This window comes from Frankia sp. CeD (assembly GCF_000732115.1).
Classification (GTDB): domain Bacteria; phylum Actinomycetota; class Actinomycetes; order Frankiales; family Frankiaceae; genus Frankia; species Frankia casuarinae.
Window position 1 is genome coordinate 67,019 of the sequence record NZ_JPGU01000010.1, and the last position, 21,025, is coordinate 88,043.

Here is a 21,025-nt window from a genome sequence, read left to right on the forward strand (position 1 = left end):
TCCAGGTTCCGCGCGGAGGTCACCCGAACGCGAAGGTCACCCGAACAGCGTGGCGAGGCCACCGGCCAATGCACCGAGGTTGACCAGGCCGAAGAACCCGACCCAGAGCGTCGGGGGCAGTCCGGTCAACCGCGCGAGCTGATCCGGGTCGGAATCCCCGGCCCGGCGCCGACGGCGCCCCCGCTGCACCTCGATCACCGGGCGGATCGCGCCCAGCAGCAGGAAGCACGCGATGTACGCGGCGAATCCGGCGCGCACGGTCTGCGGCGCGAACCAGGAGACCGCCAGGATTCCCGCGGTACTCCCCAGCACGGACAGGGCCCCGAAACCGTTGCGGATCACGACCAGCATCGCCAGCAGCAGCGCCACGCACAGCTGCAGCAGCAGACTCGTCCGGCCGGTGGCCAGCAGGCCCGCGGCTCCGAGACCGAGCAGAGACGGTGTCGTGTAGCCGGCGGCGACGGTCACGACGACACCCGCACCGGTCGGCCGTCCGGAGGACACGGTTACTCCGGAGGTGTCCGAATGCAGCCGAACGCCGGCCAGGCGGCGCCCCGTCGCGACCGCGGCCAGGGCATGGCCGCCTTCGTGTGCAATTGTTATCACATGTCTGGATATCGGCCATAGGCGGTCGCTGAGTACCGTCAGGGCCGCCAGAATCGCGGCAACGACGAGCACCCACTGCGGCGCCGCCGGCTGCGCCGCAATGCTCCGGCGCAGAATCTCCATTTCCGTCGTCTCTCCCTCATCCGCGCGGTTGGTCCCGCTCCTCCACAGACGCCTGATACGAACATCATCGATCCTGCCCTCACCCCACGCGACGTTGCCTTCCGGTGAAACCGGACCGCGGTATCGCCGGACATCCACGACGACCGGTGTCAGGGGGTGGGGGTAAGGTCGTGTCGCATTCGGCACACCGGGGAGACCGCGAGGAACATCGAGGAGTGGCCCGTCGTGGCGGAGTACGTCTACCGGCCGGTGGTCAGCATGGTGCGGGGACTTTTCGGCGCACTGCGCCTGCGTCTCGACATCCAGGGCACGGAGAACATCCCGGCATCGGGTGGCGGCATCGTCCTGATCAATCACGTCTCGTACCTGGACTTCGCGCTCGCGGGTCTGCCGTTCTGGATCGCGGAGCGTCGGCTGGTCCGGTTCATGGCCAAGAAGGCCGTCTTCGACCACCGGATCAGCGGGCCGCTCATGCGCGGCATGCACCACATCCCGGTCGACCGGGAGGCCGGCGCAGCGTCTCTGCGCCACGCCCTCGACGCACTGCGCGCCGGGGAACTCGTGGGCGTCTTCCCCGAGGCGACAATCAGTCCGAGTTACTGTCTGGCGACATTCAAGACCGGGGCGGCCCGGATGGCCGCTCACACGAAGGTGCCGGTGATCCCGGTGATCCTCTGGGGCAGCCAGCGCATTTTCACCAAGGGGCGGCCCTTCAGACTGCGGGACGCGATCGGTGTCCGCGTCTCGATCACGGTGGGCAGGCCCGTCCAGCCCACGGAACTGGGTAAGGGCCGCGACGGCACGGCGCTGCTGGAGAAGGTGATGAACGAGCTGCTCGACGACGCGCAGCGCCGCTACCCGCGACCCGCGCCGGGCGAGCCGGACTGGTGGCTGCCCGCGCATCTCGGTGGCTCGGCTCCTGATCGGCCGGCCGATCAGGACGCCGCCGAGCAGAGCACCTCCGAGGAATCCGGCCAGAGCTGACAGATCATCCCCGCCGGAATCCTTGCCGACCGACGATCTCGCGGACGGCTCTGCGCTGTTACCGTGCGTTATTCAAGGAAGTGCNCACCCACGAACACCGCCCCGGGACGGAGACCCGTCGACCTCGGTACCGGACGGCGGCGGCCCGGACGGCGACCGGTACCGGGTCAGCAAAGCGGCCCGGCGCGCGGGGTGCAGGTTCGCCCGGCTGACGTCCCCGCCGTAATGCTCGACGACGCGGTCGTCCATCACCCGAAACCACACCGGCGGGAGATACGCCGCGAGCAGGAGCGTGGCGTNCCCCGCCGGTAGCTGGGGAGAGGCCTCGAAGGACCGCAGTGCCTGGTAGCGCCGGGTCGGGTTGGCGTGGTGGTCGCTGTGTCGCTGCAACTGGTAAAGCGCCAGATTGCTGATCACGGCGTCGCTGTTCCAGCTGTGCCGGGGGTCGACCTTCTCATAACGCCCGCTCGGAGTCAGCTCCCGGGCCAGGCCGTAGTGCTCGATGTAGTTGACCCCCTCCAACAAGGTGAACCCGAAGGCCGCCTGGGCGACGAGGAAGACGAGTACAGCCGGCCCGAACTCGACGGCCAGCGCCAGGAACAACACCGCGGTGAGCAACCAGCCAAGCACGACCTCGTTGCGCACCGACCAGACCCGTCGGCCGCGCAACCGTAGCCGGGCGGCCTCCAGCGACCAGGCGGAACGCAGGCTGCCGACGACGGTCCGCGGCCAGAACCGCCAGAAGCTCTCCCCCAACCGGGCGCTCGCCGGGTCCGCCGCCGTCGCTACCCGCACGTGATGGCCCCGGTTGTGCTCTACGGAGAAGTGACCGTACGCGGCCGGCGCCAGCATCAACCTCGCCAACCAGCGCTCGAAAATCCCCCGCTTGTGGCCGAGCTCGTGCGCGGTGGTGATGCCCNCCCCGGTCACGGTGCCGACCGACACCACCACGCCGATCCGGGCGGACCACGACAGGTCGCCGTTCGTCCAGGCCGAGGCGCCCAGCAGCAGGCCGACGCCCGCCAGCGGCGGGTAGAGATACGTGCACCGGCGGTAGTAACGGTCGGCCTCCAGCGCGGCCCGGATCTCCTCCGGTGGATTGACCGGATCCGGCGGTGTGGTCATGTCGAGCAGCGGAACCAGGACGAAGACGAAGAGCGGGGTGATCCACCAGTGCAGCTCGACACCCGTCCGATGCCACAGGCCGTATCCCACGATGGCCAGCAACGGAACGATGATCGCGGTGAGCCACATGTACCGCTTGCCGTCCCGCCAGGCGAGGCCGCCGGGCGCGGTGAGGACAGGTGCCGCCATCGGTACCTCCGATTTGCCGGCCGGACCGCCGACCGGCGCCGACCGCCACCGCGGGGCGAAAACCCCTGACGGCGCACGATAACTGGACAGTGAGCCTGCCACGTGTCATATACGGTGACAACAGAACGCCGGTCACATCGAGGAGCAGGACCCGTGCAAACAGGTGGCGTGACGCCGTCGCCCGCGGGCCGGCGGTCCCGTTCGATGACCGACTCGCCCCCCTGGATCGGCGGGGTGATGGTCGGCACTCTGTTGCTGTCCACCGTTGTTCTGATCACGTATACGCTGCTTCCCCTGCCCGGCCAGGAACGTCTGGGTGCGGGCAACTACGTCCTCGCCGCCGTGCTGTTCGCCGCCAACATCCTGCTGCCCCGGCTCCTGCGATGGCACCGGCGCCGCCGGAACCACCGGCCATGATCCATCCGCGCGCCGGTCCCCGCCCCAGGCCGGCCACGTGGCCTGTCCCACGCCCGGCGCATCCCGGCGCCTTCCGGGAACTCCGGCTGCCACGATGGCCGAATGTCCGCACTGATCGTGCTCTTGGTCGGCCTGGTGGCGGGCATCGGGGTCCGGCACCGCGGACGACTGCCTGCGGACACCGCCCACGTGATCAACCTCTGGCTGCTGGACGTGGCCCTGCCCGCTCTGACGCTGCGCGCCATGCACGGCATCGTCTTCCCGCCGAACCTNGCGCTCGTCATCGCCGCGCCCTACCTGCTCTTCGTCCTGACGACGGCCGGCTACGTGCTGGCCGGACGAGCGTTGCGGATGCCGCGGGAGGTCGTCGTCGCCCTGATCGCCACGACCGCGGTGGCGAACACGAGCTTCGTCGGCATCCCGATGGTGACCGCCTTCTTCGGCGCGTCGTCGGTCCCGGTTGCCGTGCTCGTGGATCAGCTCGGTTCCTTCCTACTGCTAAACACGGTGGTCCTCGGGACGGTCACGATCAGTGCCGGCGCATCGCTTTCCCGCGCCGAGCTCGCCCGTCGAGTCCTCACCGCTCCGGCGCTGATCGCCTTGGTGGCCGCGCTCGTCCTGCGGCCGGTGACCTTCCCGGGCTGGCTGAACGCCGCGCTGGGGTCGCTCGGTGGCACCCTCACCCCGCTCGCCCTGTTCTCCATCGGTCTGCAACTCCAGGTGCGTGCGGTCCGGGTGTGGTGGCGGGAGCTGGCCCTCGGCCTCGGCGTCAAGCTGGTCGCCGCGCCCGCGCTCGTGGTGGGGATCTACGCGCTGACGGGGAGCGTCGGAGATCACGACGTGCGGGTGGCCCTCTTCGAGGTGGCGATGCCCCCGATGGTCGCCGGCGCACTCATCGCCGCCCGTCACGAACTCGCGACACCGTTGCCGAGCCTGCTGGTGGGAGTCGGGGTTCCGCTGTCGTTCGTGAGCCTGGTGGTCTGGGCGCTGCTCCTCGGGGCCTGAGGAGGTGGGGGGCCTGAGTCGTGCTCGTCCTCCAGTGGGGTCACCGCTGTAGCGGGCGCCCGGCGTGCTGATCACACCCCACGTGGGCGGGTTGACCATGCGTGCGGCGCACCGGGCGGCACCTCCCACGAGCGCGCGCCGTCGGCGCACGGGGCGAGATGTGTGTCCGCGATGGCGGAGAAATCGCCGAAGAACTTGATTTCCAGCCGCTCGCGACAGACACCTCCCTTGCCGTCCGGCGCGAGACGCAGAAAGTACAGCACGCTCGTACCTCCGGCAGCCGGCCGGTCATGCGGGTTGTAGCCGCCACCGTCCCAGTGGAACTCGGCCCGGGTCCGCAACACCCAGCGCAGTCCCTCGATGATGATCGGATTTGGGTCCGGCAACCGCATCGCGAAGTGCCGCTCGAGCTCGAACACGCGTTCCTGCTCGATGAGCCCGGCCGGTAGTCCAGGTGTCCGCCGGAGCATGAAGATCTCCAACGTGCGGTCCGCGCCCGCATCGGACCGCAGCGCGGCGTGGGTGAGACGCACGTCGAGCAGCTCCGCGCGCACCGCGTAGCGCTCGGCCAGCCGGGCCTTCACGATGACGCTGGGCACCAGCGCGCTCGGCCGCACGCCGAGAGCGGGCAACGCCGCGAGCGCGGCCTCGAAGTCGTCCACGGCGATCAGCAGCGCCGCGTGGTCCAAGACGCAGTACCGTGCCACCAGATCGACGAGGGCCGCCGCCTCGTCAAGGCCGTCGAACAGGCCGGCGAGGAGACCCTCGGTGCGCAACGCGCGCAGCGGCGCGCACACGGCCTCAATCCGGCGCACGTCGACGACGTCCAGACCGCTACCAGGCCGTCCGAGGTCGGGATGCCCCGGTGAGGCCGTGAATCCCTGCGCTTCGATCATCCCGTGCCACCTTCCGCCGCGCGGATGTGCATGACGACCGGACACACCACGCCGATTCGTCCAGTCGGGTTCCTGCTCAGTCGGGTCAGGCCACCTTAGGCCGCTGGGCCTGGCCACCACGGCAGATCCGGCCCTGGAGCGTTCCTGGCAGCCTAGCGGGGTTGAGATAACAGCCCGTCACCACCCACCGGNGAATCGCTCCTTACCGGTAAAATTGTCGCATCACCTGTGTGACGAGGCTCGCTGGCATCCCCGGGCCGCGACAGGCCCGTGGAATAAGCCGGTGGAATGAGGAGGCGCGCGCCACGCTTCTTCCTGACGACGGACGCGACCCGTGGCGTAAGGAGGACCTCAACCCGTGCTTGATCCCGATGCACTTTACGATCTTGCCGAGGACCTGGCCGGCGGTTCGATCGATCTCGGCCGTCCCGTCATGCTGGAGGCGATGACCGGGGTGGTTGACGCTGGCAGCGCGGTCAGCCTGGCCGGCGAGCACCTGATGACCGCGCTCGACCACCGGCTACTCGCCACCTTCGACATCGACCAGTTGCTCGACTACCGGTCCCGCCGGCCGACCATGGTCTTCTCCGAGGATCGCTGGGAGAGCTACGAGGATCCCGTCCTCGCGCTGTACCTGTTGCGGGACGAGGCAGGCACTCCGTTCCTGCTGTTGGCCGGGCCTGAGCCAGATCTGCAGTGGAAGCGGTTCACGGTGGCGCTGCGAGGCCTCGTGGCCCGGCTCGGCGTCCGTCTGACGGTCGGGCTGAACGCGATTCCGATGGCGGTGCCGCACACCCGCCCGTTGGTGGTGAGCGCGCACGCGACCCGTAAGGACCTCATCGTGGGGTACGAGCCCTGGCTGCGCCGGCTACAGGTCCCCGGCAGCGCCGGCCACCTGCTGGAATTCGAGCTCGGGCGGGAAGGCCGGGATGCGATGGGTTTCGCCGCTCACGTCCCGCACTACCTGGCGCAGACGACCTATCCGGCGGCCACCGAGGTCCTGCTGACCTCGGTGTCGAAGGCGACCGGGCTCCTGCTCCCGCTGGACGGGCTGCGCTCCGCCGCGGTTGCCATCCAGGACGAGGTCGACAGCCAGATCGCCAGGGGCGGTGAGGCCGCCGCGCTGGTCAGCGCCCTGGAAGAGCAGTACGACGCCTACCAGCGCGGACGGCGCGGGCCGAGCCTGCCGGCCGCGGACGACGTCCAGCCGCTGCCGACCGCCGACGAACTCGGCGATGCCTTGGAGCGTTTCCTCGCCGAGCAGACCGAACCGGACGGTCCCACCCCGAATCCCTGACCCGGGTCAGGGATTCGGATCCCACCAGCCTGACCGGCCCGCTCCCCACCGAGGTCACCTGCCGCAGCCCGCCCTCCGCGGGCCGCCGTGGAGTGGACCGGTCCCGTGCGTGTGGATTGCGCACGGGTCGAGCCGTCGATCGACCAGACGTGAAGGTGGCGGCGCAGGGAAGCCCACACCGCCGATGATCAATCTTTCTATACCATGNTCCGAACGCGGTCCGGGTGTGGTTGCATTTAAATTGTGGAAGTAGCTTCTGGTCACCTATGCCAGACCGGGNCAACCGATTGGCTGTACTATTTCGATCCGCTACTCGGAGAGCCAGCCCAGGACGCCTGACAATCGTCTCACTTGATGATCCAGTGACGGAGAGAATCGGACGATGAATCTGCCCGAGACGTCCGCATGACCGCATCCCCCGCCGGACCGGTGCCCACCGCGGCCGGTTCGACGCCGCTCGAGACCGCGGACAGCACGGACCCAGCTGCCGGCACCGACCCGGCCGCCAGCGCGACGCCTGCCGGTCCGGCGGCACCGGCAAACCCGGCGTCACCGCGCGATCCGGAGCCGACGGTCGATCCTGCGCAGACAGCCGATTCCGGGAATCCCGTACCTGCCGTGGCCCCGACGGCCGGCGCCTCGGCGGCCGGACCCACCATGCGCGAGCGGTACCGCTACCTGCGTAAACCAATGCGCACCGCCCTGTTGGCAGTGCATGTGCTGGTGAGTGTCGGCTGGAATGGCGTGGCGTTCGCGCAGCTCGTCCTGGCTTCGACCGCAGCGGCCGATGCCGGTCTTCGGCACTCCGCATATGAGCTCATGCACGTCGTTGACCGGGTCCTCAATATCCCGCTCGCTCTACTCGCCCTGACCACCGGGGTGGTGATCTCGGTAAAGACGAGGTGGGGACTGCTGCGGCACTGGTGGGTGGCGACAAAACTCGTCATCACCGTCGTTGCCGTGATACTCGGCAGCTCCATGATGCGCCCGTTGGTCGTGCGGGCCGGACATGCGACGGATGGGGGGGAGGTCGCCTACGCGGCTCCGACCGTCGCGATCATCCTCGGCGCCAGTGTGATGAACGTCCTGTTCATCACGGCGACGGTGCTGTCCATCGCGAAGCCTTGGGGNAAGACTCCTCGGGGCCGGCGAGCGATGCGCCGCGCCGGGGCGGCTCCCCTGTCCACGCGGCCGGGCCTGCCGGCGTCATCCGCGCCACTGGCCACCGCCTCGGCCGCCACGGGGAGCGGGGACCCGGTACTCCCGACCATCGTGGCGGTTCCCCTCGGCCCCTGAGACGGCGGCGCGGCGGCCGGGAGAAGTTTCATGGCTCTTCAGCTCCCCGTGGTCGCCCGACCGGCGACGGGNGGGGACGGCCCCGGCCGGCCGCGGGAGCTCGACCGGCGGGCCTGACGGGGCGGGCTGCTCCGCGCCGGCTGGCCGTCCCGGCAGCAGAAAGGCGAACGGTGCGGCGAGGACCGTGGACCCGAGGGTCCACCAGAACGCCGTACCGAAGGCGCCGGCCAGCGCCACCGGATCGGCGGGNCCGGNCCCNGCGGGNCGGNCGGTGATCTGGTGGGACAGCACCACGGCGAGGATGGCCGTCCCGAGTGAGCCGCCGATCTGCTGGAAGATCCGCCCCGCGGAGGTGGCGCGCGGAATCTCCTCCCGGCGCAGCCCGTGGTAGGCAGAGGACATCACCGGGATGAGCGCCATGGCCAGCCCGATGCCGCGGACCGTCAGGGAGACCCCGAGCAGCACCTCGCTGGTGTCGGCGGCGACCTGTGTATACGCAACCGATCCCAGCGCGCTGAGCAGAAGGCCGACCAGAACGAACAACCGCGGGCTGCGCCGGTCCGCCACCCGGCCCAGCACAATCAGGGCGATCATCATCCCCAACCCCTGCGGGGCGAGGAGCAGGCCGGCGGCGGCGGCGCTGCGGCCACGGGCCTGCTGCTCGTACAGGGGCAGCAGGAACATCGCCCCGAACAGCGAGATCCCGAACAGGAACATCATCCCCGATGAACCGGCGAAGGCCCGGGACCGGAACAGCCGCAGGTCGATGATCGGTTCGACGGCGGTCCGCAGGGCATGCACCGTGAACAGAACGAGCAGGGCCGCGCCGAGGGCCAGCGGCACGATCACCCGCACACCCGTGAAGTCACCCTGCCGGCCGGCCACGGAGAAGCCGTAGACGATCGCGGCCAGCCCCGGGGACAGCAACGCGAACCCGAGAGCGTCGAAGCGATGCCGCCCGGGAGTCCGCACATCCGGCATCCCCAGCCAGGCCAGGACCAGCCCGATCAGGCAGACCGGCACGTTGATNAAAAAGANCCAACGCCAGTCGAGATCGTCGACGATCAGCCCGCCGATGACCGGCCCGAGCACGGGAGTGACCAGCGCGGGCNCCCCCNCCGCCGCCATCAGGCGGCCCAGCCGTTCCGGCCCGGCCGCCTGCGCGATGATCGTCTGCATCAGAGGCAGAAGCAGGCCGCCGCCGAGGCCCTGCACGATCCGGAAGGCGATGAGACTGCCGGCCGACCATGCCGCCCCACACAGCGCCGAGCCGACGAGGAACAGGACCAGCGACAGCAGCCACATCCGCTTGGCGCCGAACCGCTCGGCTGACCAGCCGGTCACCGGGATCACCATGGCGAGCGCGAGCAGGTAACCGGTACTCACCCACTGGATTGTCGAGATTCCGACGTTGAAGGATCGGGCGAGGGTGTTGATCGCCACGGAGGTGATCGTCGCATCGAGCTGCACCACGACCGCACCGACGAGGACGATCCCGGCGAGACGGATCAGCGCCGGATCGAGCCGATCTCCGCTACCGCCCGTCATGCCCCCGCCCGCCGCGGCGGGCGCCTGGGTCTGCGCTGCCATCACAACCTCCGTACGACCCGAGCAGGATCATCCGCCGCGAACTGGGGCGAGTCGGACCAGGCGCCCGGGAATAGTCCTGGTCGAGCCGCACCCCGCCGACGATACACCGTATCGCTTTCGCTACGCCGTACCTTTGTCCGTACGGTGTAGCCGCCGGACCCGACCGTGTAATCTCGCTGACCACGTAACCTCGCTGTATGTGCGGATCGAGGGGAGCATGGAACGTCCCGTCGACTCCGGCCGGCCCACCCGCCGCGCCCGCCCCGGAGTTGATCTCCCGCACCGACCCGGACGGGCCCGTCACAACCGCCGGGTCGGGCGACCCGGGCGGGCCGCACACGCCCCAACGTCGCCTGAAGCCCGCGGCTGCGACCGGCTTCGCCCCGTCTCCCGCCCGCCCGGCCGCTCCCCCGACGGCGCTACCGACCGCTCCCCCGACGGCGCCGCCGCACGTCGAGGAATGCGACAGCCCGATGAAGGGCCTGTTGTGGACCCGGCCCGTAGCGCGCCAGAAGCCCCGGCTGAGCCGGGAGGCCATCGTCGACGCGGCGATCACCCTGGCCGACACGGAAGGACTCGACGCCGTCTCTATCCGCCGGGTCGCGGCAGTTCTCGGCGTCCGGCCGATGAGCCTGTACTCCCACATCGCCCGCAAAGACGATCTTCTCGATCTGATGAGCGACCGGATCGCTGCCGAGATCCTCGTCCCCGACCCGCTGCCCGCCGACTGGCGCGACGCCCTGCGTGCCATCTCCCATCAGACCCGGGCCAGCTGCCTGCGCCATCCCTGGATGCTGACCACGTTCGCCGGACGGCCGCACTACGGACCGAACGCGCTGCGCCACGCCGAGCAGTCGGCCGCAGCGGTCGCCAGGCTGCCCGTGCCACCTCGCCGGAAGATCGCGATTCTGCGCGCGGTCGACACGTACACGATCGGGCACGTTCTCGCCGAACTGCGGGCGCGGGACCTCCACTCCCGGACCGACGTCGACAAGGTCGAGCTGACCACCTACCTCCGCGGCCTGATCGCCACCGGCGACTATCCCTTCCTCGCGCAGTTGGGTCCGGGCAACATGACGATCATGGGTGACGACGCGCAGGAGGACTTCGCCGACGGGCTGGAATGGCTGCTGGTCGGCATCACCGCGGCGATCGAGTCCTGAGGGTCAGACGCTGCCGAGCACGCGGGTGATCCGCACCTCCACGACGACACGCCGGGGATTGGCCCGCGGCGCGCGGTAACGCTGCGCATAGCGGAACTCGGCGTCGGCCACACTCGCCGGATCATCCCGGAGCACGGCCAGTCCCTCCAGCGTCGACCAGCGTCGGCCGTCGATCTGGCAGAGCCCGACGGGGGTGCCGTGGGCCGGNCCCGCCGCGATCAGACGGGCCTTGCGGGACCGGGCCGATGTGATCACCCGGGCGATGCCCGCCGCCGGATCAAGTGTCGCGCCGACGGCGACCACGTGCGGGCTGCCATCCGGCCGGACGGTGGTCAGGCTGCACAGGTGCCGCTCTCGCCAGAAGTCAAGAAAGGCCTTGCCACGCCCGGCCAGGTCGAGCAGATGCGCGGGGTCAAGCCGGTTCTGGTGGTCGACCCCGAGCCGGCGATGCGTGAGCACCGGGAACTCGGCACGAACGGCGGCCGGTCGGGACGGGTCCAGCTCCGCGCGCACCGTGGTGGGCCGCGGGCCGGCCTCGGCGAGCACCTCTCCCCACGGATCGACGACGACGCTCGCCCCGGCCATCTCCCGGCCCGCCTGGCGGCCCGCGGCGTTGCAGGCGACGAGATACACCTGGTTCTCGATGGCCCGGGTCCGGGTGAGCACGCGCCAGTGGTCCAGCCTGGCCAACGGCCAGGCCGATACCACCACCACGATCTCGGCACCGCCCTCGGCCAGCAGCCGGAACAGCTCGGGAAACCGGAGGTCGTAACAGGTCGCCAGCCCGACGATGCCGAGTTCGGTGGGGACGGTTCCGACCGTGGCACCCGGCGTCAGCAACCGGGCCTCCGCGGAGCCGTAGCCGAACAGGTGCACCTTGCGGTACGNATGCCGGATCATCCCGTCCGGACCGATCAACACGGTCGTGTTGAAAAGCCGTCCGTCGGCGGACCGTTCCACGATGCTGCCGGCCACCAGGTGGCATCCGCGTTCCCGGGCGGCCTCCCGCAGGGCGGTGACCGTCGGCCCGGTCAACGCCTCCGCCTCCGCCTCGTACCGATCGAAGTGAAAATAGCCGGTGACCCATAGTTCGGGGAGGACGACCAGGTCCGCCTGGGTCTGCCGGATCTCCCCCAGCACCCTGCGCACCCGGTCCGCCGCGTTCTCCTCGTCGGGACAGCCGAGCTGCAGGACGGCGGCACGGACCGGGGCTGTCATACGGGGCTCCTCGCCTTGTCGACCATGCGGTTCCGCAAACACGAGGGTCTTCCCGGCGGCGACCCGGTCGACCGCGGGATTCAGGACAGGCCCAGCATCGCCTTCCACTGCTGGGCGCTCGTCGGCCGGAAGACGTGGTTCATCCGCTTGACCACCGCAAGGTCCTCCGACGCCTGCGGAGAGTACTGGTGGCCGGGGANGACGGTGGTGGTGTCCGGCAACGCGGCCAACCGACGCAGGCTGTCGTACATCAGTCCCGCGTCGCCGCCGGGCAGGTCCATCCGGCCGCAGCCCTCGAGGAACAGGGTGTCTCCGGCAACGAGCCGATCGTCGACGAGGAAACACTGGCTGCCGGGGGTGTGGCCGGGGGTGTGCAGCAGCCGCACGGGGATCTCCCCGACCGTCACCACATCGTCGTCGTCATGCTCGACCAGATCGGCCGCGGAGNCCTCGGTCGCCCGCCGTACCCACTCCGCCTCGGCCCGGTTCACGTGAATCGGGACGTTCTGCCGGCCGAGCAACTGGCGGACACCCTCGATCTCCAGGCCGAACGCGTTTCCGCCGATGTGATCGGCGTGGTAATGGGTGACGAGCGCGCCGGTGAGCCGCATACCGTCGGCGGCCAGCAGGTTGAGCAGGTCGTCGACCTTGTAGGCGGGATCGACGACCAAGGCCTCGCCGGTCTCGCGGTCACCCACGAGGTAGACGAAGTTGACCATCTGGGTACCGACCGGATCGCCGACGGCGAAGTCGCGGCCGGACAACAGTTGACGGAAGTACAGGCGATCGGTCACCCCGCCAGCCTACGAAGGTCCGGCCCACGGCGGGGCGANTTGCTCACCAGGGCTACCCGCGGCGGCATGACGGGTGAATGATCCATGTGGTGCACGGTGAAGAAGTCCAGGATCGCGCCGGTGGCGTCGAAGGACCGGCCGGCGGCCGAGTCGGACCGGTCCCGGCGGGCCTCCGGGCTGGCCGGCCACAGATGCGTGCCCCCGGTCACCGTGTCGAGCCGAACCTCGGCACCCCCGAGGCAGTCGACGTACCGCAGGATGATCACTTCGCCTCTGGGCTCGGTCAGCACCGGCGTCGGATTGCAGCCGTAACGGTCGGCGTATGCGCGGATCACCGCCGGAGCCGGCGAGATGTGCGCGGGTCCGCCCGCCACCGCGCCACCCGCATAGGGCACGGACGGATCGGCGGTGCCGTGCACGGCCATGGTCGCCGGGGNACGTCCGGGCGGGCAGCGGACCTCGAACGTCGAGGAGACCATCGCCACGGCCGCGAATCGACCGGATCTGCACACCAGCGCGGCGGCGAACTCGGCACCGTTGGAATGCCCGGCGGCGTAGACAGCACGGTCGTCCAGGCAGAACCGCGCATCCAGATCATCCAGCAGAGCATTCACGAAACCAAAGTCATCCGCCTTACCCGGCTNCCCGAGGGTGTTCCAGCGTCGTGGTGTCCCCAACGCGTCCGGGGTCACCACGATGAAACCNCGGTCGCTGCCCAGGGCGCCCATGCGGGAACGCTGCTCTTCCAACTCCTTATCGGCCTTGAAACCGTGGAAGTCGAAGATCAACGGATAGGCGTGACGCCCGTCGTGACCCACCGGCAGTGTCAACCGGTAGTAGCGACGGACTCCACCCAGAACCAGGGAATGTGCCCCCGAGAGCAGCGGGACCGCCGGCCGCGGTGAGACGCAGGAGGAGCCCGCGGTCGATATTCCCGAGCCGGCAGCGAAACGTCGCGGCACTGCCTTGTCAGAGACGCTGCCGGAGACGCCGGACGAGCCCGCGAAACCGTGCACCAGCTGGACGACAATGACCAGTGTCAGCGCGACGACACCCGGCACGGCGAGATGCCAACGTGCTGGCGGCGGTTTCCGGGACACCGCACCCACGGTACGGACCAGACCAGGCCGAAGGAATACATCGCCGCGACGCCTGCGCGACACCGTCGATTCCCGATGTCGGGACGGCAACCACACCGGCAACCACACCGGCGGCGGACCCGGCGGTGGACCCGGTCGAAACCCCGCGCGCCGGTTGATCGGCCGGCCGTCTGCCGTCAGGCTACCGGGCTGAGGCCGCCATCGAGGTTGATCGTCGCACCCGTGATGTAGGCGGCCCGCGCGGAGAGCAGGAACGCGACCAGATCGGCGAACTCCTGGGCCCGGCCCACCCGACCGAGCGGGATTCCGGAGGTCCGCCCCATCCGTTCGTACAGCTCGTCGACCGTGATGTTCTCTCGGGCCGCCGCCCGATCCCACTGCCCGCTCTCCACCAGGCCGATCAGCACCGCGTTGACCCGGATCCGGTCCGGGCCGAGCTCCTTGGACAGGGCCTTGGTGAGCGCGAGGCCCGCGGCCCGGGTGACGGAGGTCGGGGTGGAACCGGCGCTGGGGGCTCTGGCCGCCACGGACAGTGAGTTCACGATGCCGCCACCGCCCGCGCGCCGCAGGTACGGCAACACCAGCCGGGAGGCCCGGATCGCCGCGTGCAGCTTCAGCTCCAGATCGGCGTTCCAGACCTCGTCGGTCTGGTTCTCGAACGTACCGCCCGCGCTGGCGCCGGCGTTGTTCACCAGGGCGTCGACGGCGTTCCAGCGGTCGACGGCGGTGGCGACGAAACGTTCGAGGTCAGTGATGCTGGTCACATCGGCAGGTACGGCGAGAACCTCGCCACCGCCGGCCTGCGCCTGCCCGGCGACCTCCCGCAGCCGCGTCTCGTCGCGCCCGCAGAAGGCCACCCGCGCCCCCTCGGCGGCCAGCGTCCGCACCAGGGCGGCTCCCAGCCCGTTCGAGCCGCCGGTCACCAGCACCACCTTGCCCGCCAGCTGAAGATCCATCCCGCTCCTGTCGCCTCGCTCCGGTCGCAGTTTTCGATGAGGCAGGCCAGCCGCGGCCGGCCGGCAGNCCGCCCGACCATCCGCGACGGGCGCCACCGGTCCTGACGACCTGGGCAGCTNCCGGGTGATCGGCCCGCCGTTCCCATCGATCGACATGATGAACATACCGAGGGCGGAAGATGCGATCAGCATCCACCCGGTCTAACGTCGGGACCGGCGAGAGGGGGCGGGACGATGGCCAGGTGCGACACCTGCGGTAACGACTACTGGATGTCGTTCGAGGTGCAGGTTATAAGTGGCGAGAAATACACCTTTGACTGCTTTGAATGCGCTGTGGCAAAACTTGCCCCCCGCTGCGAACATTGCGACTGCCGCATTATCGGGCACGGCGTCGAGGTATCCGGGCGGTTCTTCTGCTGCGCCCACTGTGCCCGGGTTTCGGACGGCCGCCTCGGTGCCGAGCTCCGCGACACCGTCGGCACGCATCCGGGCTGATCCGGACCGGATGCGCTCCAGCCGACCCGGATCAGCCCGGCGGCCCGCCACCCGCCCGCGGAGCGGCCATCGACATCACCGAGACAACTCCGAGAAATATCGTTTCTACTCTCTGTAGACGGACATACGGGTCCGAGAGGGTACCATGCCTAACGAGTCGACGCCCTCGTCCGCTTCGCCGACGGCGTCGGCAGCCAGGTGATCGCCGATGGTGCGGAGACCGCCGACGAGCTCGCCGCGGTGGTCGGGGTGTCGACCGGGGTGTCCGGGGTGCCGCCGCGTCCTGTCGGACACACCTTGGCGGCGTCACGACATCAGAGCGCGAAATGGGTACGCAGCGCGTCCTCCAGTTCCCCTGACGTCTGAAGGCGTCAGTCCCCTCGGGAGTTTCTGATGGATGCCGCCTCGCTGGCAAGGATCTCCTCCATACGTTCAGAGATGTCCCGCCGACCACTGTGGCCGGGGCGCCACGAGCACCAAGCACACGCCGACCGTTAGCGCGGTGTCCATAAATGTTCGCTGGGTTGGGTTAGGCGGCTTGGGTGCGGGGCGTCCCCAGCGTTGCTGGCGTTCAGAGCGGACGCGGGCGCGTTCGCGGCGTTGCGCGGCCAAGACGGGCGGGGTAGCGGGCCGTCGGCGTTGCGCCCGCGCGGGTAGGCCTGCGGTTCGCGGGCGAGCACGGTGTGGTTGGGGTGGTCGGAGCTGGCGATGACGACGGTGCGCACCGGGCCGAACTGGTCGAAGGCGAAGCAGCGGTTCGGGCAGGTGGCGGTCAGGTACTCGATCCGGTCGAGTTTCCCTCCTTGTCCGGATCGGTGAACTCCTTCCAGGTTCTCGTCCGTTGGAAGGAGATCCGGTGGTGGCCCAAGAGCTGACGCAGCCGTTCCCGGCCGACGGTGACGACCCGGTCGGGGTTGTCGCCCAGGTAGTCGGCGAGTTTACGCAGGCTCCAGTGCGTGAACGGCCGCCCCAGTTTCGTGGGACGGGTCCGGGCCACCGCGATGATGAACGCCTCGTCTTCACAGCTGATCCGGCGGGGACGGCCTCCGGCCCACCGAGGGTCCAGGCAGGCCAGACCGATCTCGTTGAACCGGTGGATCACATCCCGGACCGTGCCCTCGTCAGCGGCAACCAGCCGGGCGATCGCCGGCACCGTCGTCCCGCCGGCCGATGCCATGATGATCGTCGCCCGGCGGGCCCGGACCGAGGAGTGCGTCCCCCGCCGCACGATCGCCTGCACCTGGCGGCTTTCCTCCCCGGTCAGCCGCCGCGCCCGCACACGCTGTGCCATACGCCCACCTCCCGGCACCGGTCACACACGTCGGTACCGACAGTGCACATCCCGCCCCCGGGCAGCGCCAGCCCCACCCGGCGCCTCCCGACCCAGCAAACGTTTATGGACATCACACTGGCGATGACGACCCAGATGTCGGGTTTGACGAAGTCGAATGCGCCTTCAGGTTGAAGGAAACCAAGGAGGAAGGCATTATTAAACCCCGCGTTCGTTTCGCGTAGCCCGCTGCGTGACACGACGGCAAGCAACCCCAGCAAAACTGGGAAGGCCGGACACTGCCTCACCGACATAGGACGGGGACGGCGTAGTCCCCCACGGCACGTCCGGCCCTCCTCCACCCCCTGCACCCGCAGTACACACGGCGGGCCGCCTCGGAAACGGCCCCTTCAGGAGGATGATCCCGATGACCACCAGCACTGACAGCGCCACCGTCGCCACCCACTCACAGCCGTTACCAAACGAAGCCGAGGCGTTACCCACTCCGCCGCCCCTCAGCCCGCTGCGCGGCAACCCGGGCGTGATCGGTATCCCCACCTTCATCGCCGGGGCCGTCGGCCTCGGGCTGGTCGACACCGGGTGGCTTCCGCCCGCCGCGGCCGGCGCAGCCATACCCGTTATCATGACCGCCACCACCGTCGGTCTCCTGATCTCCGCGATCTGGGCGGCGGCGCTCGGGCAGAACGCCGCGGCCAGCCTGTTCGCAGTGTTCTTCGGGTTCTACGGCAGCTACGCCGCGTTCGTCCTCGGTCTCGGCCACAACTGGTACAACANCCCCGCCGATCAGGCCACCAGGAGCACCGAGCTGTGGCTCATCAGCTGGCTGGTCACCATCGTCCTGTTCACCGTGGCCACCCTGCGCCTGCCCAGCAGCTACACTCTGCTGCTCGGGCTCGTTGACGTCGCGCTGGTGCTGCTGCTACTCGGCNCCATCAACACCAGCACCGCCCTCACCCACGCCGGCGGCTACGTCGTGTTCGCCTTCATCGCGGTCGCGGTCTACCTGTACCTCGACCTCATGTTCACCGAGACCGGCGGGNAGGGNCTGCCNCNCGGCAAGCCGGTCATCTCCGGATAGCATGCCGCGATACGATTGCCATAGATAGCCGGGCCGACGCGTACTGATGAAAATTTCTTGCACCTGCCATCAGATTCATAATCGACATTGGTGATTGCGATCCGGTTCACCGAGCAGGTAAATGGAGAGGCCGATGGGAATCGTCATCAACGTCGAAAATGGTGGCACGTTCACCGATGATTCCATCCCCGAGCCAACGGCCATAACGCCATAACACCAAAAAGAACAAAGAACAAGCGACAAAGATCAATTTCGTCTGAACGGCCAGGCAGCGCTGGCCACTGGTGGCGCCCGCGGCATCGACACCGAGCCTGCTCGGGTTCTCGCAGCTGCGGGCGCCACCGTGTGGAAACCGACATGACAGAGTCATTGAGCCTTTTCAAAGTTGGTTGTTCTAATGGCCCTCGCTAGCGAGGACGAGGACGGCCTGGGCGAAGGTGCCGACGCGGCGTGGGCAGCCGCGGAAACGGTCGAATATGTGCCAGTTCTTGAGGACCGCGAATCCTCGTTCGCCTTGTGAGCGGGTGGTGGCGTGGGTCCGGTTCAGGACTCTTGCACGAACGCGGTTTGACGGGAATAGGCGTTCCTTCCGTTTCGGGTGATCGGTGACGGTAGAGGGGTTTTGCGCTGGGCTGTGGGCACGGCTGGGCCACGTGTCGTAGGCGAAGAAGCAGGCACGCCGCTTGTAGATCACTGGGATGTCTGAAGTCCTCGTGGTCTGGAGTGCGGCGTGCCTGTGGGCGCATTGTCGCGCGATGCCGCCGGTGTGCCGGGTGCTGGCGAGGTGTCGCGTGAGGGAATCTGGGAGCGGTTGGATCGGGTGACCGATCCACGGTCGACGCGGGGGCGGGTGTATTCGTGGCTGTGCCTGGCCGCGGTGTGGCTGTGCTCGCTGACGGCTGCGGGGCACCACCGGGTGTCGGCGGTCCGGGCGTGGCTGGCGCGGACCAGCGGCGCCGAACGTGCGCGGCTGCGGCTGCCCTGGGACCCGTTCGCCGGATGGCGGCTGCCGAGCACGGCGACGATCCACTGCTTCCTTCAGGCCGTGGACGACGGTGAGCTCGCCGTGGCTCTGCTCGATCCGCCGTTGGACCCGGACCCGCCCGCCGAGCAGGGGGACGATACCGACCAGCGAACCGAACCGTCCGCTGCCCCGGTGGATCCGGGCCACGGCTGCCAGCCGGTGGAGTCGGCGGTCGCCCTCGACGGGAAGACGAGCCGGCACGCGAAGCGCGCTGACGGGTCCAAGGTGCACCTTGTCGGCGTGGCCAGCCACGGCGACGGACGGCTACTCGCCCAGGTCGAGGTCGAGGCCAAGACCAACGAGACCGCGGTGTTCCGTCGGTTACTGCGGCCGCTGGACCTGACGAACGTGCTGGTCACGGCCGATGCTCTGCACACGGTCCGCGCGAATCTCGACACGCGGTCCAGGCGATCCGTCCGCACCGCTGGCGCCGGGAGAAAGGACGGCCGGCTTCCCGGGAGAGCGTCTATGCCCTCACCAGCCTCAGCTTCGCCCAGGCCGGGGCCGCGCTGCTCGCGGCCACTGGCACATCGAAACCGGCAACAAGCAGCCCAAGACCTACCTACGCGGCCCAGGGAAGGTCCTGCGCTCCAAGCACCCCGACACCGTCTACCAGGAAATCTGGGGCTACCTGCTCACCCACCACGCGATCAGCGCCCTGAGGTGTCGGGCCGCAACCGCCGCCGGGATCGACCCCGACCGGATCAAGTTCCCGCGCACCGTAATGATCATCCGCGACCGGGTCGTCACCGACCCGGTTTTTCCCCCCTGATGACCAGCATCACCGTGTGCTGCGGCCACTCGCCGCCGACATCACCCGGCCAACGCGGCACCCAGCACAATGCGCCACCCACGATCAGGTTCACCAACCCGCTGAACCCGCAGCTCGATCGACTTAGCGTCAGTGGCATTGGGGCAAGGGTTCTAACAACAACTCTAGGGTGGAGCTGAGGGGATTCGAACCCCTGACCCTCACACTGCCAGTGTGATGCGCTACCAGACTGCGCCACAGCCCCAACTGCTATTCATTTTATATCAGACCCGAGCAAATCCGGTCTTGTACCCCACCCGGGCACCAAACCTGTCCTGATGGACTACTTCGGCAAGTGTACAGGCTCCGTGTCGGCTGCTGTCGGCGCCCCCTGGCTCGGCAGGAGCGTCTCGGTTAGCCCCGATCCGGCGGTCCCGACCTTACCAGCCAGCGGCCCCGCGTTGTGCTCGACCAGGCGGAACCCNCCCTCGACGAGCCGCAGGACGGACCACCGGCAGTTGGCGAGCGGTCCGAAGTGCCACCAGAACTCCGGTGGAAGGCCGAGCACATGACCGATCAGTGACCGGGCAGTACCGCCGTGCAGGACAAACACGACGAGACCGTCCCATTCGGCCGGAAACCCCTCGGCCCGGACCTCGTCGAAGACCGTGCCGGCCCGCTCCGCCNCCTGCCGGTAGGTTTCGCCACCGCCACGGGGCACGTCATCCCCGCGCCGCCAGGCCCGATCCTCCGCGGGGAAGCGTTGGGCCGCCTCGGCAGCGGTCAGCCCGGACCACGCGCCGAGATCGATCTCGCGCAGCCGCGCGTCGGAGCGGAAGGGCACGCCGAGCGCCGCCGCGGTGTCCCGGCAACGTTGCAGGTCGGACGACACGACGAGTTCCGGGCGCATCGCCTGGATGACCGGGGCCACCGCGGCGACCTGGGCACGCCCGGTGGCGTCGAGGGGCGGATCCGCGTGCCCCTGGAAGCGGCCGACGTCGTTCCAGGTGGTCCTGCCGTGCCGCCAGAGCAGCAGCCTCACCGTGGGGTCGCCGTACCGGGCCCGGCCACCCCCGAGCCCGAGCCGCCGCTCGCCGCGGTGGACCCCGAGGAGACACCGGCCCCGACCGCGACCCCGACCGCCGCGTCGACGAACGGGATCACCNGGCAGTCCTTCCAGAGCCGTTCGAGGGCATAGTAGACCCGCTCCTCGTCCCGCTGCACGTGCACCACCACGTCGACGAAGTCGAGCAGGACCCAGCGGCCCTCCCGCTCTCCCTCCCGCCGGACGGGCTTGGCTCCCAGCCGGCGCAGGTGCTCCTCGATCTCGTCGACGATACCCTTGACCTGCCGCTCGTTGCCCGCGGATGCGAGCACGAAGCAGTCGGTGATGGCCAGCCGATCGCTCACGTCGAGGATGAGCAGGTCATGGCCGAGCTTGTCGGCGGCTNCCTGCGCGGCGGCGAGGGCGAGTTCGACGGCTCGCGGGGAAGCGGTCACGCTCGGGTTCTCCAGGGTGGTGACGGGCGGGAGGCATCCGTCTTCGGCTACCTCGCGCACCGTCCGGGGCCGGACGGCTGCATCCAGCGTGACACATCGACGCGCGGGCAGGGCACTCCTCGCGTCC

The 21,025-nt window shown here is 69.3% G+C and carries 19 protein-coding genes, 1 tRNA gene and 2 pseudogenes; 10 read left to right on the top strand and 12 right to left on the bottom strand.

From position 1 onward, the window contains the following. Window positions 1-36: 36 nt before the first annotated feature. Window positions 37-729: a M50 family metallopeptidase gene (locus tag CED_RS08720; RefSeq protein ID WP_011435697.1), complete on the bottom strand. Its 693-nt coding sequence runs from the start codon at window positions 727-729 to the stop codon at window positions 37-39. Between the two features lie 225 nt (window positions 730-954). Between CED_RS08720 and CED_RS08725 the strand changes: the two genes are divergently transcribed. Continuing rightward, window positions 955-1,713 (top strand): 1-acyl-sn-glycerol-3-phosphate acyltransferase, encoded by a 759-nt coding sequence (locus tag CED_RS08725; RefSeq protein WP_023840554.1) that lies wholly within the window; start codon window positions 955-957, stop codon window positions 1,711-1,713. Window positions 1,714-1,785: 72 nt separating this feature from the next. Here the strand turns inward: CED_RS08725 and CED_RS08730 are convergent, their stop codons facing one another. Continuing rightward, the gene (locus tag CED_RS08730; RefSeq protein ID WP_035909759.1) at window positions 1,786-3,027 is read right to left on the bottom strand and encodes an alkane 1-monooxygenase; all 1,242 of its coding nucleotides are present in this window, start codon (window positions 3,025-3,027) and stop codon (window positions 1,786-1,788) included. Window positions 3,028-3,231: 204 nt separating this feature from the next. Here CED_RS08730 and CED_RS08735 point away from each other — a divergent pair, with 204 nt between their 5' ends. Further along, a complete protein-coding gene (locus tag CED_RS08735) occupies window positions 3,232-3,444 on the top strand; it encodes a hypothetical protein (RefSeq protein ID WP_049760855.1) in 213 nt (70 codons plus the stop codon). 102 nt (window positions 3,445-3,546) lie between these two features. Continuing rightward, window positions 3,547-4,449 carry an AEC family transporter gene (locus CED_RS08740; RefSeq protein WP_011435693.1) on the top strand — a complete coding sequence of 301 codons (903 nt, stop codon included), beginning with the start codon at window positions 3,547-3,549 and terminating at the stop codon, window positions 4,447-4,449. A 71-nt stretch (window positions 4,450-4,520) separates the two neighbouring features. On the opposite strand, the gene CED_RS08745 is transcribed toward CED_RS08740, so the two are convergent. After that, entirely contained in the window at window positions 4,521-5,345 is an 825-nt protein-coding gene (locus tag CED_RS08745; protein WP_011435692.1) for a hypothetical protein, read from the bottom strand. Window positions 5,346-5,703: 358 nt separating this feature from the next. Between CED_RS08745 and CED_RS08750 the strand changes: the two genes are divergently transcribed. Next, on the top strand, window positions 5,704-6,642 hold the full coding sequence (locus tag CED_RS08750) for a proteasome assembly chaperone family protein (protein WP_011435691.1): 939 nt from the start codon (window positions 5,704-5,706) through the stop codon (window positions 6,640-6,642). 1,206 nt (window positions 6,643-7,848) lie between these two features. On the opposite strand, the gene CED_RS08760 is transcribed toward CED_RS08750, so the two are convergent. Further along, window positions 7,849-9,528 carry a DHA2 family efflux MFS transporter permease subunit gene (locus tag CED_RS08760; protein ID WP_035909762.1) on the bottom strand — a complete coding sequence of 560 codons (1,680 nt, stop codon included), beginning with the start codon at window positions 9,526-9,528 and terminating at the stop codon, window positions 7,849-7,851. A gap of 473 nt (window positions 9,529-10,001) precedes the next feature. Here CED_RS08760 and CED_RS08765 point away from each other — a divergent pair, with 473 nt between their 5' ends. Next, the gene (locus CED_RS08765) at window positions 10,002-10,691 is read left to right on the top strand and encodes a TetR/AcrR family transcriptional regulator (protein ID WP_011435687.1); all 690 of its coding nucleotides are present in this window, start codon (window positions 10,002-10,004) and stop codon (window positions 10,689-10,691) included. Between the two features lie 3 nt (window positions 10,692-10,694). Here the strand turns inward: CED_RS08765 and CED_RS26115 are convergent, their stop codons facing one another. The 4 genes from CED_RS26115 to CED_RS08785 all read right to left on the bottom strand — a co-directional run bounded on the left by CED_RS26115 (window position 10,695) and on the right by CED_RS08785 (window position 14,759). Beyond that, window positions 10,695-11,909, bottom strand: coding sequence for a nitrilase-related carbon-nitrogen hydrolase (locus tag CED_RS26115; protein WP_369807802.1), 1,215 nt, complete (start codon window positions 11,907-11,909; stop codon window positions 10,695-10,697). Window positions 11,910-11,989: 80 nt separating this feature from the next. Beyond that, complete coding sequence (locus CED_RS08775; protein WP_035909764.1) at window positions 11,990-12,703, bottom strand: MBL fold metallo-hydrolase; 714 nt, start codon at window positions 12,701-12,703, stop codon at window positions 11,990-11,992. Beyond that, window positions 12,700-13,803: a PHB depolymerase family esterase gene (locus tag CED_RS08780; protein WP_369807803.1), complete on the bottom strand. Its 1,104-nt coding sequence runs from the start codon at window positions 13,801-13,803 to the stop codon at window positions 12,700-12,702. Before CED_RS08780 ends, CED_RS08775 begins: the two co-directional genes overlap by 4 nt. Before the next feature lie 176 nt (window positions 13,804-13,979). Beyond that, on the bottom strand, window positions 13,980-14,759 hold the full coding sequence (locus CED_RS08785; protein WP_011435683.1) for an SDR family oxidoreductase: 780 nt from the start codon (window positions 14,757-14,759) through the stop codon (window positions 13,980-13,982). 234 nt (window positions 14,760-14,993) lie between these two features. Between CED_RS08785 and CED_RS22385 the strand changes: the two genes are divergently transcribed. Together CED_RS22385 and CED_RS24670 are read left to right on the top strand one after the other, a co-directional pair. Next, window positions 14,994-15,254 carry a hypothetical protein gene (locus CED_RS22385; RefSeq protein ID WP_023840550.1) on the top strand — a complete coding sequence of 87 codons (261 nt, stop codon included), beginning with the start codon at window positions 14,994-14,996 and terminating at the stop codon, window positions 15,252-15,254. 198 nt (window positions 15,255-15,452) lie between these two features. Continuing rightward, on the top strand, window positions 15,453-15,620 hold the full coding sequence (locus CED_RS24670) for a hypothetical protein (RefSeq protein WP_157902431.1): 168 nt from the start codon (window positions 15,453-15,455) through the stop codon (window positions 15,618-15,620). 171 nt (window positions 15,621-15,791) lie between these two features. On the opposite strand, the pseudogene CED_RS08790 reads toward CED_RS24670, so the two are convergent. Then, window positions 15,792-16,545, bottom strand: a pseudogene (locus CED_RS08790) (helix-turn-helix domain-containing protein); the annotation flags it as partial. 406 nt (window positions 16,546-16,951) lie between these two features. Here CED_RS08790 and CED_RS08795 point away from each other — a divergent pair. From CED_RS08795 to CED_RS25185, 3 genes and pseudogenes are all read left to right on the top strand, one after another. Further along, the gene (locus CED_RS08795) at window positions 16,952-17,623 is read left to right on the top strand and encodes a GPR1/FUN34/YaaH family transporter (RefSeq protein ID WP_035909769.1); all 672 of its coding nucleotides are present in this window, start codon (window positions 16,952-16,954) and stop codon (window positions 17,621-17,623) included. A gap of 850 nt (window positions 17,624-18,473) precedes the next feature. Beyond that, a pseudogene (locus tag CED_RS25180) lies at window positions 18,474-18,641 on the top strand (ISAs1 family transposase); the annotation flags it as partial. 370 nt (window positions 18,642-19,011) lie between these two features. Further along, entirely contained in the window at window positions 19,012-19,419 is a 408-nt protein-coding gene (locus CED_RS25185) for a hypothetical protein (RefSeq protein WP_035730048.1), read from the top strand. A 170-nt stretch (window positions 19,420-19,589) separates the two neighbouring features. Here the strand turns inward: CED_RS25185 and CED_RS08805 are convergent. The 3 genes from CED_RS08805 to rsfS all read right to left on the bottom strand — a co-directional run bounded on the left by CED_RS08805 (window position 19,590) and on the right by rsfS (window position 20,898). After that, window positions 19,590-19,663: transfer RNA gene (locus CED_RS08805), tRNA-Ala, on the bottom strand. A gap of 78 nt (window positions 19,664-19,741) precedes the next feature. Further along, window positions 19,742-20,440, bottom strand: coding sequence for a histidine phosphatase family protein (locus tag CED_RS08810; RefSeq protein WP_035909771.1), 699 nt, complete (start codon window positions 20,438-20,440; stop codon window positions 19,742-19,744). After that, window positions 20,437-20,898 (bottom strand): ribosome silencing factor, encoded by a 462-nt coding sequence (gene rsfS / locus CED_RS08815; RefSeq protein ID WP_035909811.1) that lies wholly within the window; start codon window positions 20,896-20,898, stop codon window positions 20,437-20,439. Before rsfS ends, CED_RS08810 begins: the two co-directional genes overlap by 4 nt. Window positions 20,899-21,025 lie beyond the last annotated feature (127 nt).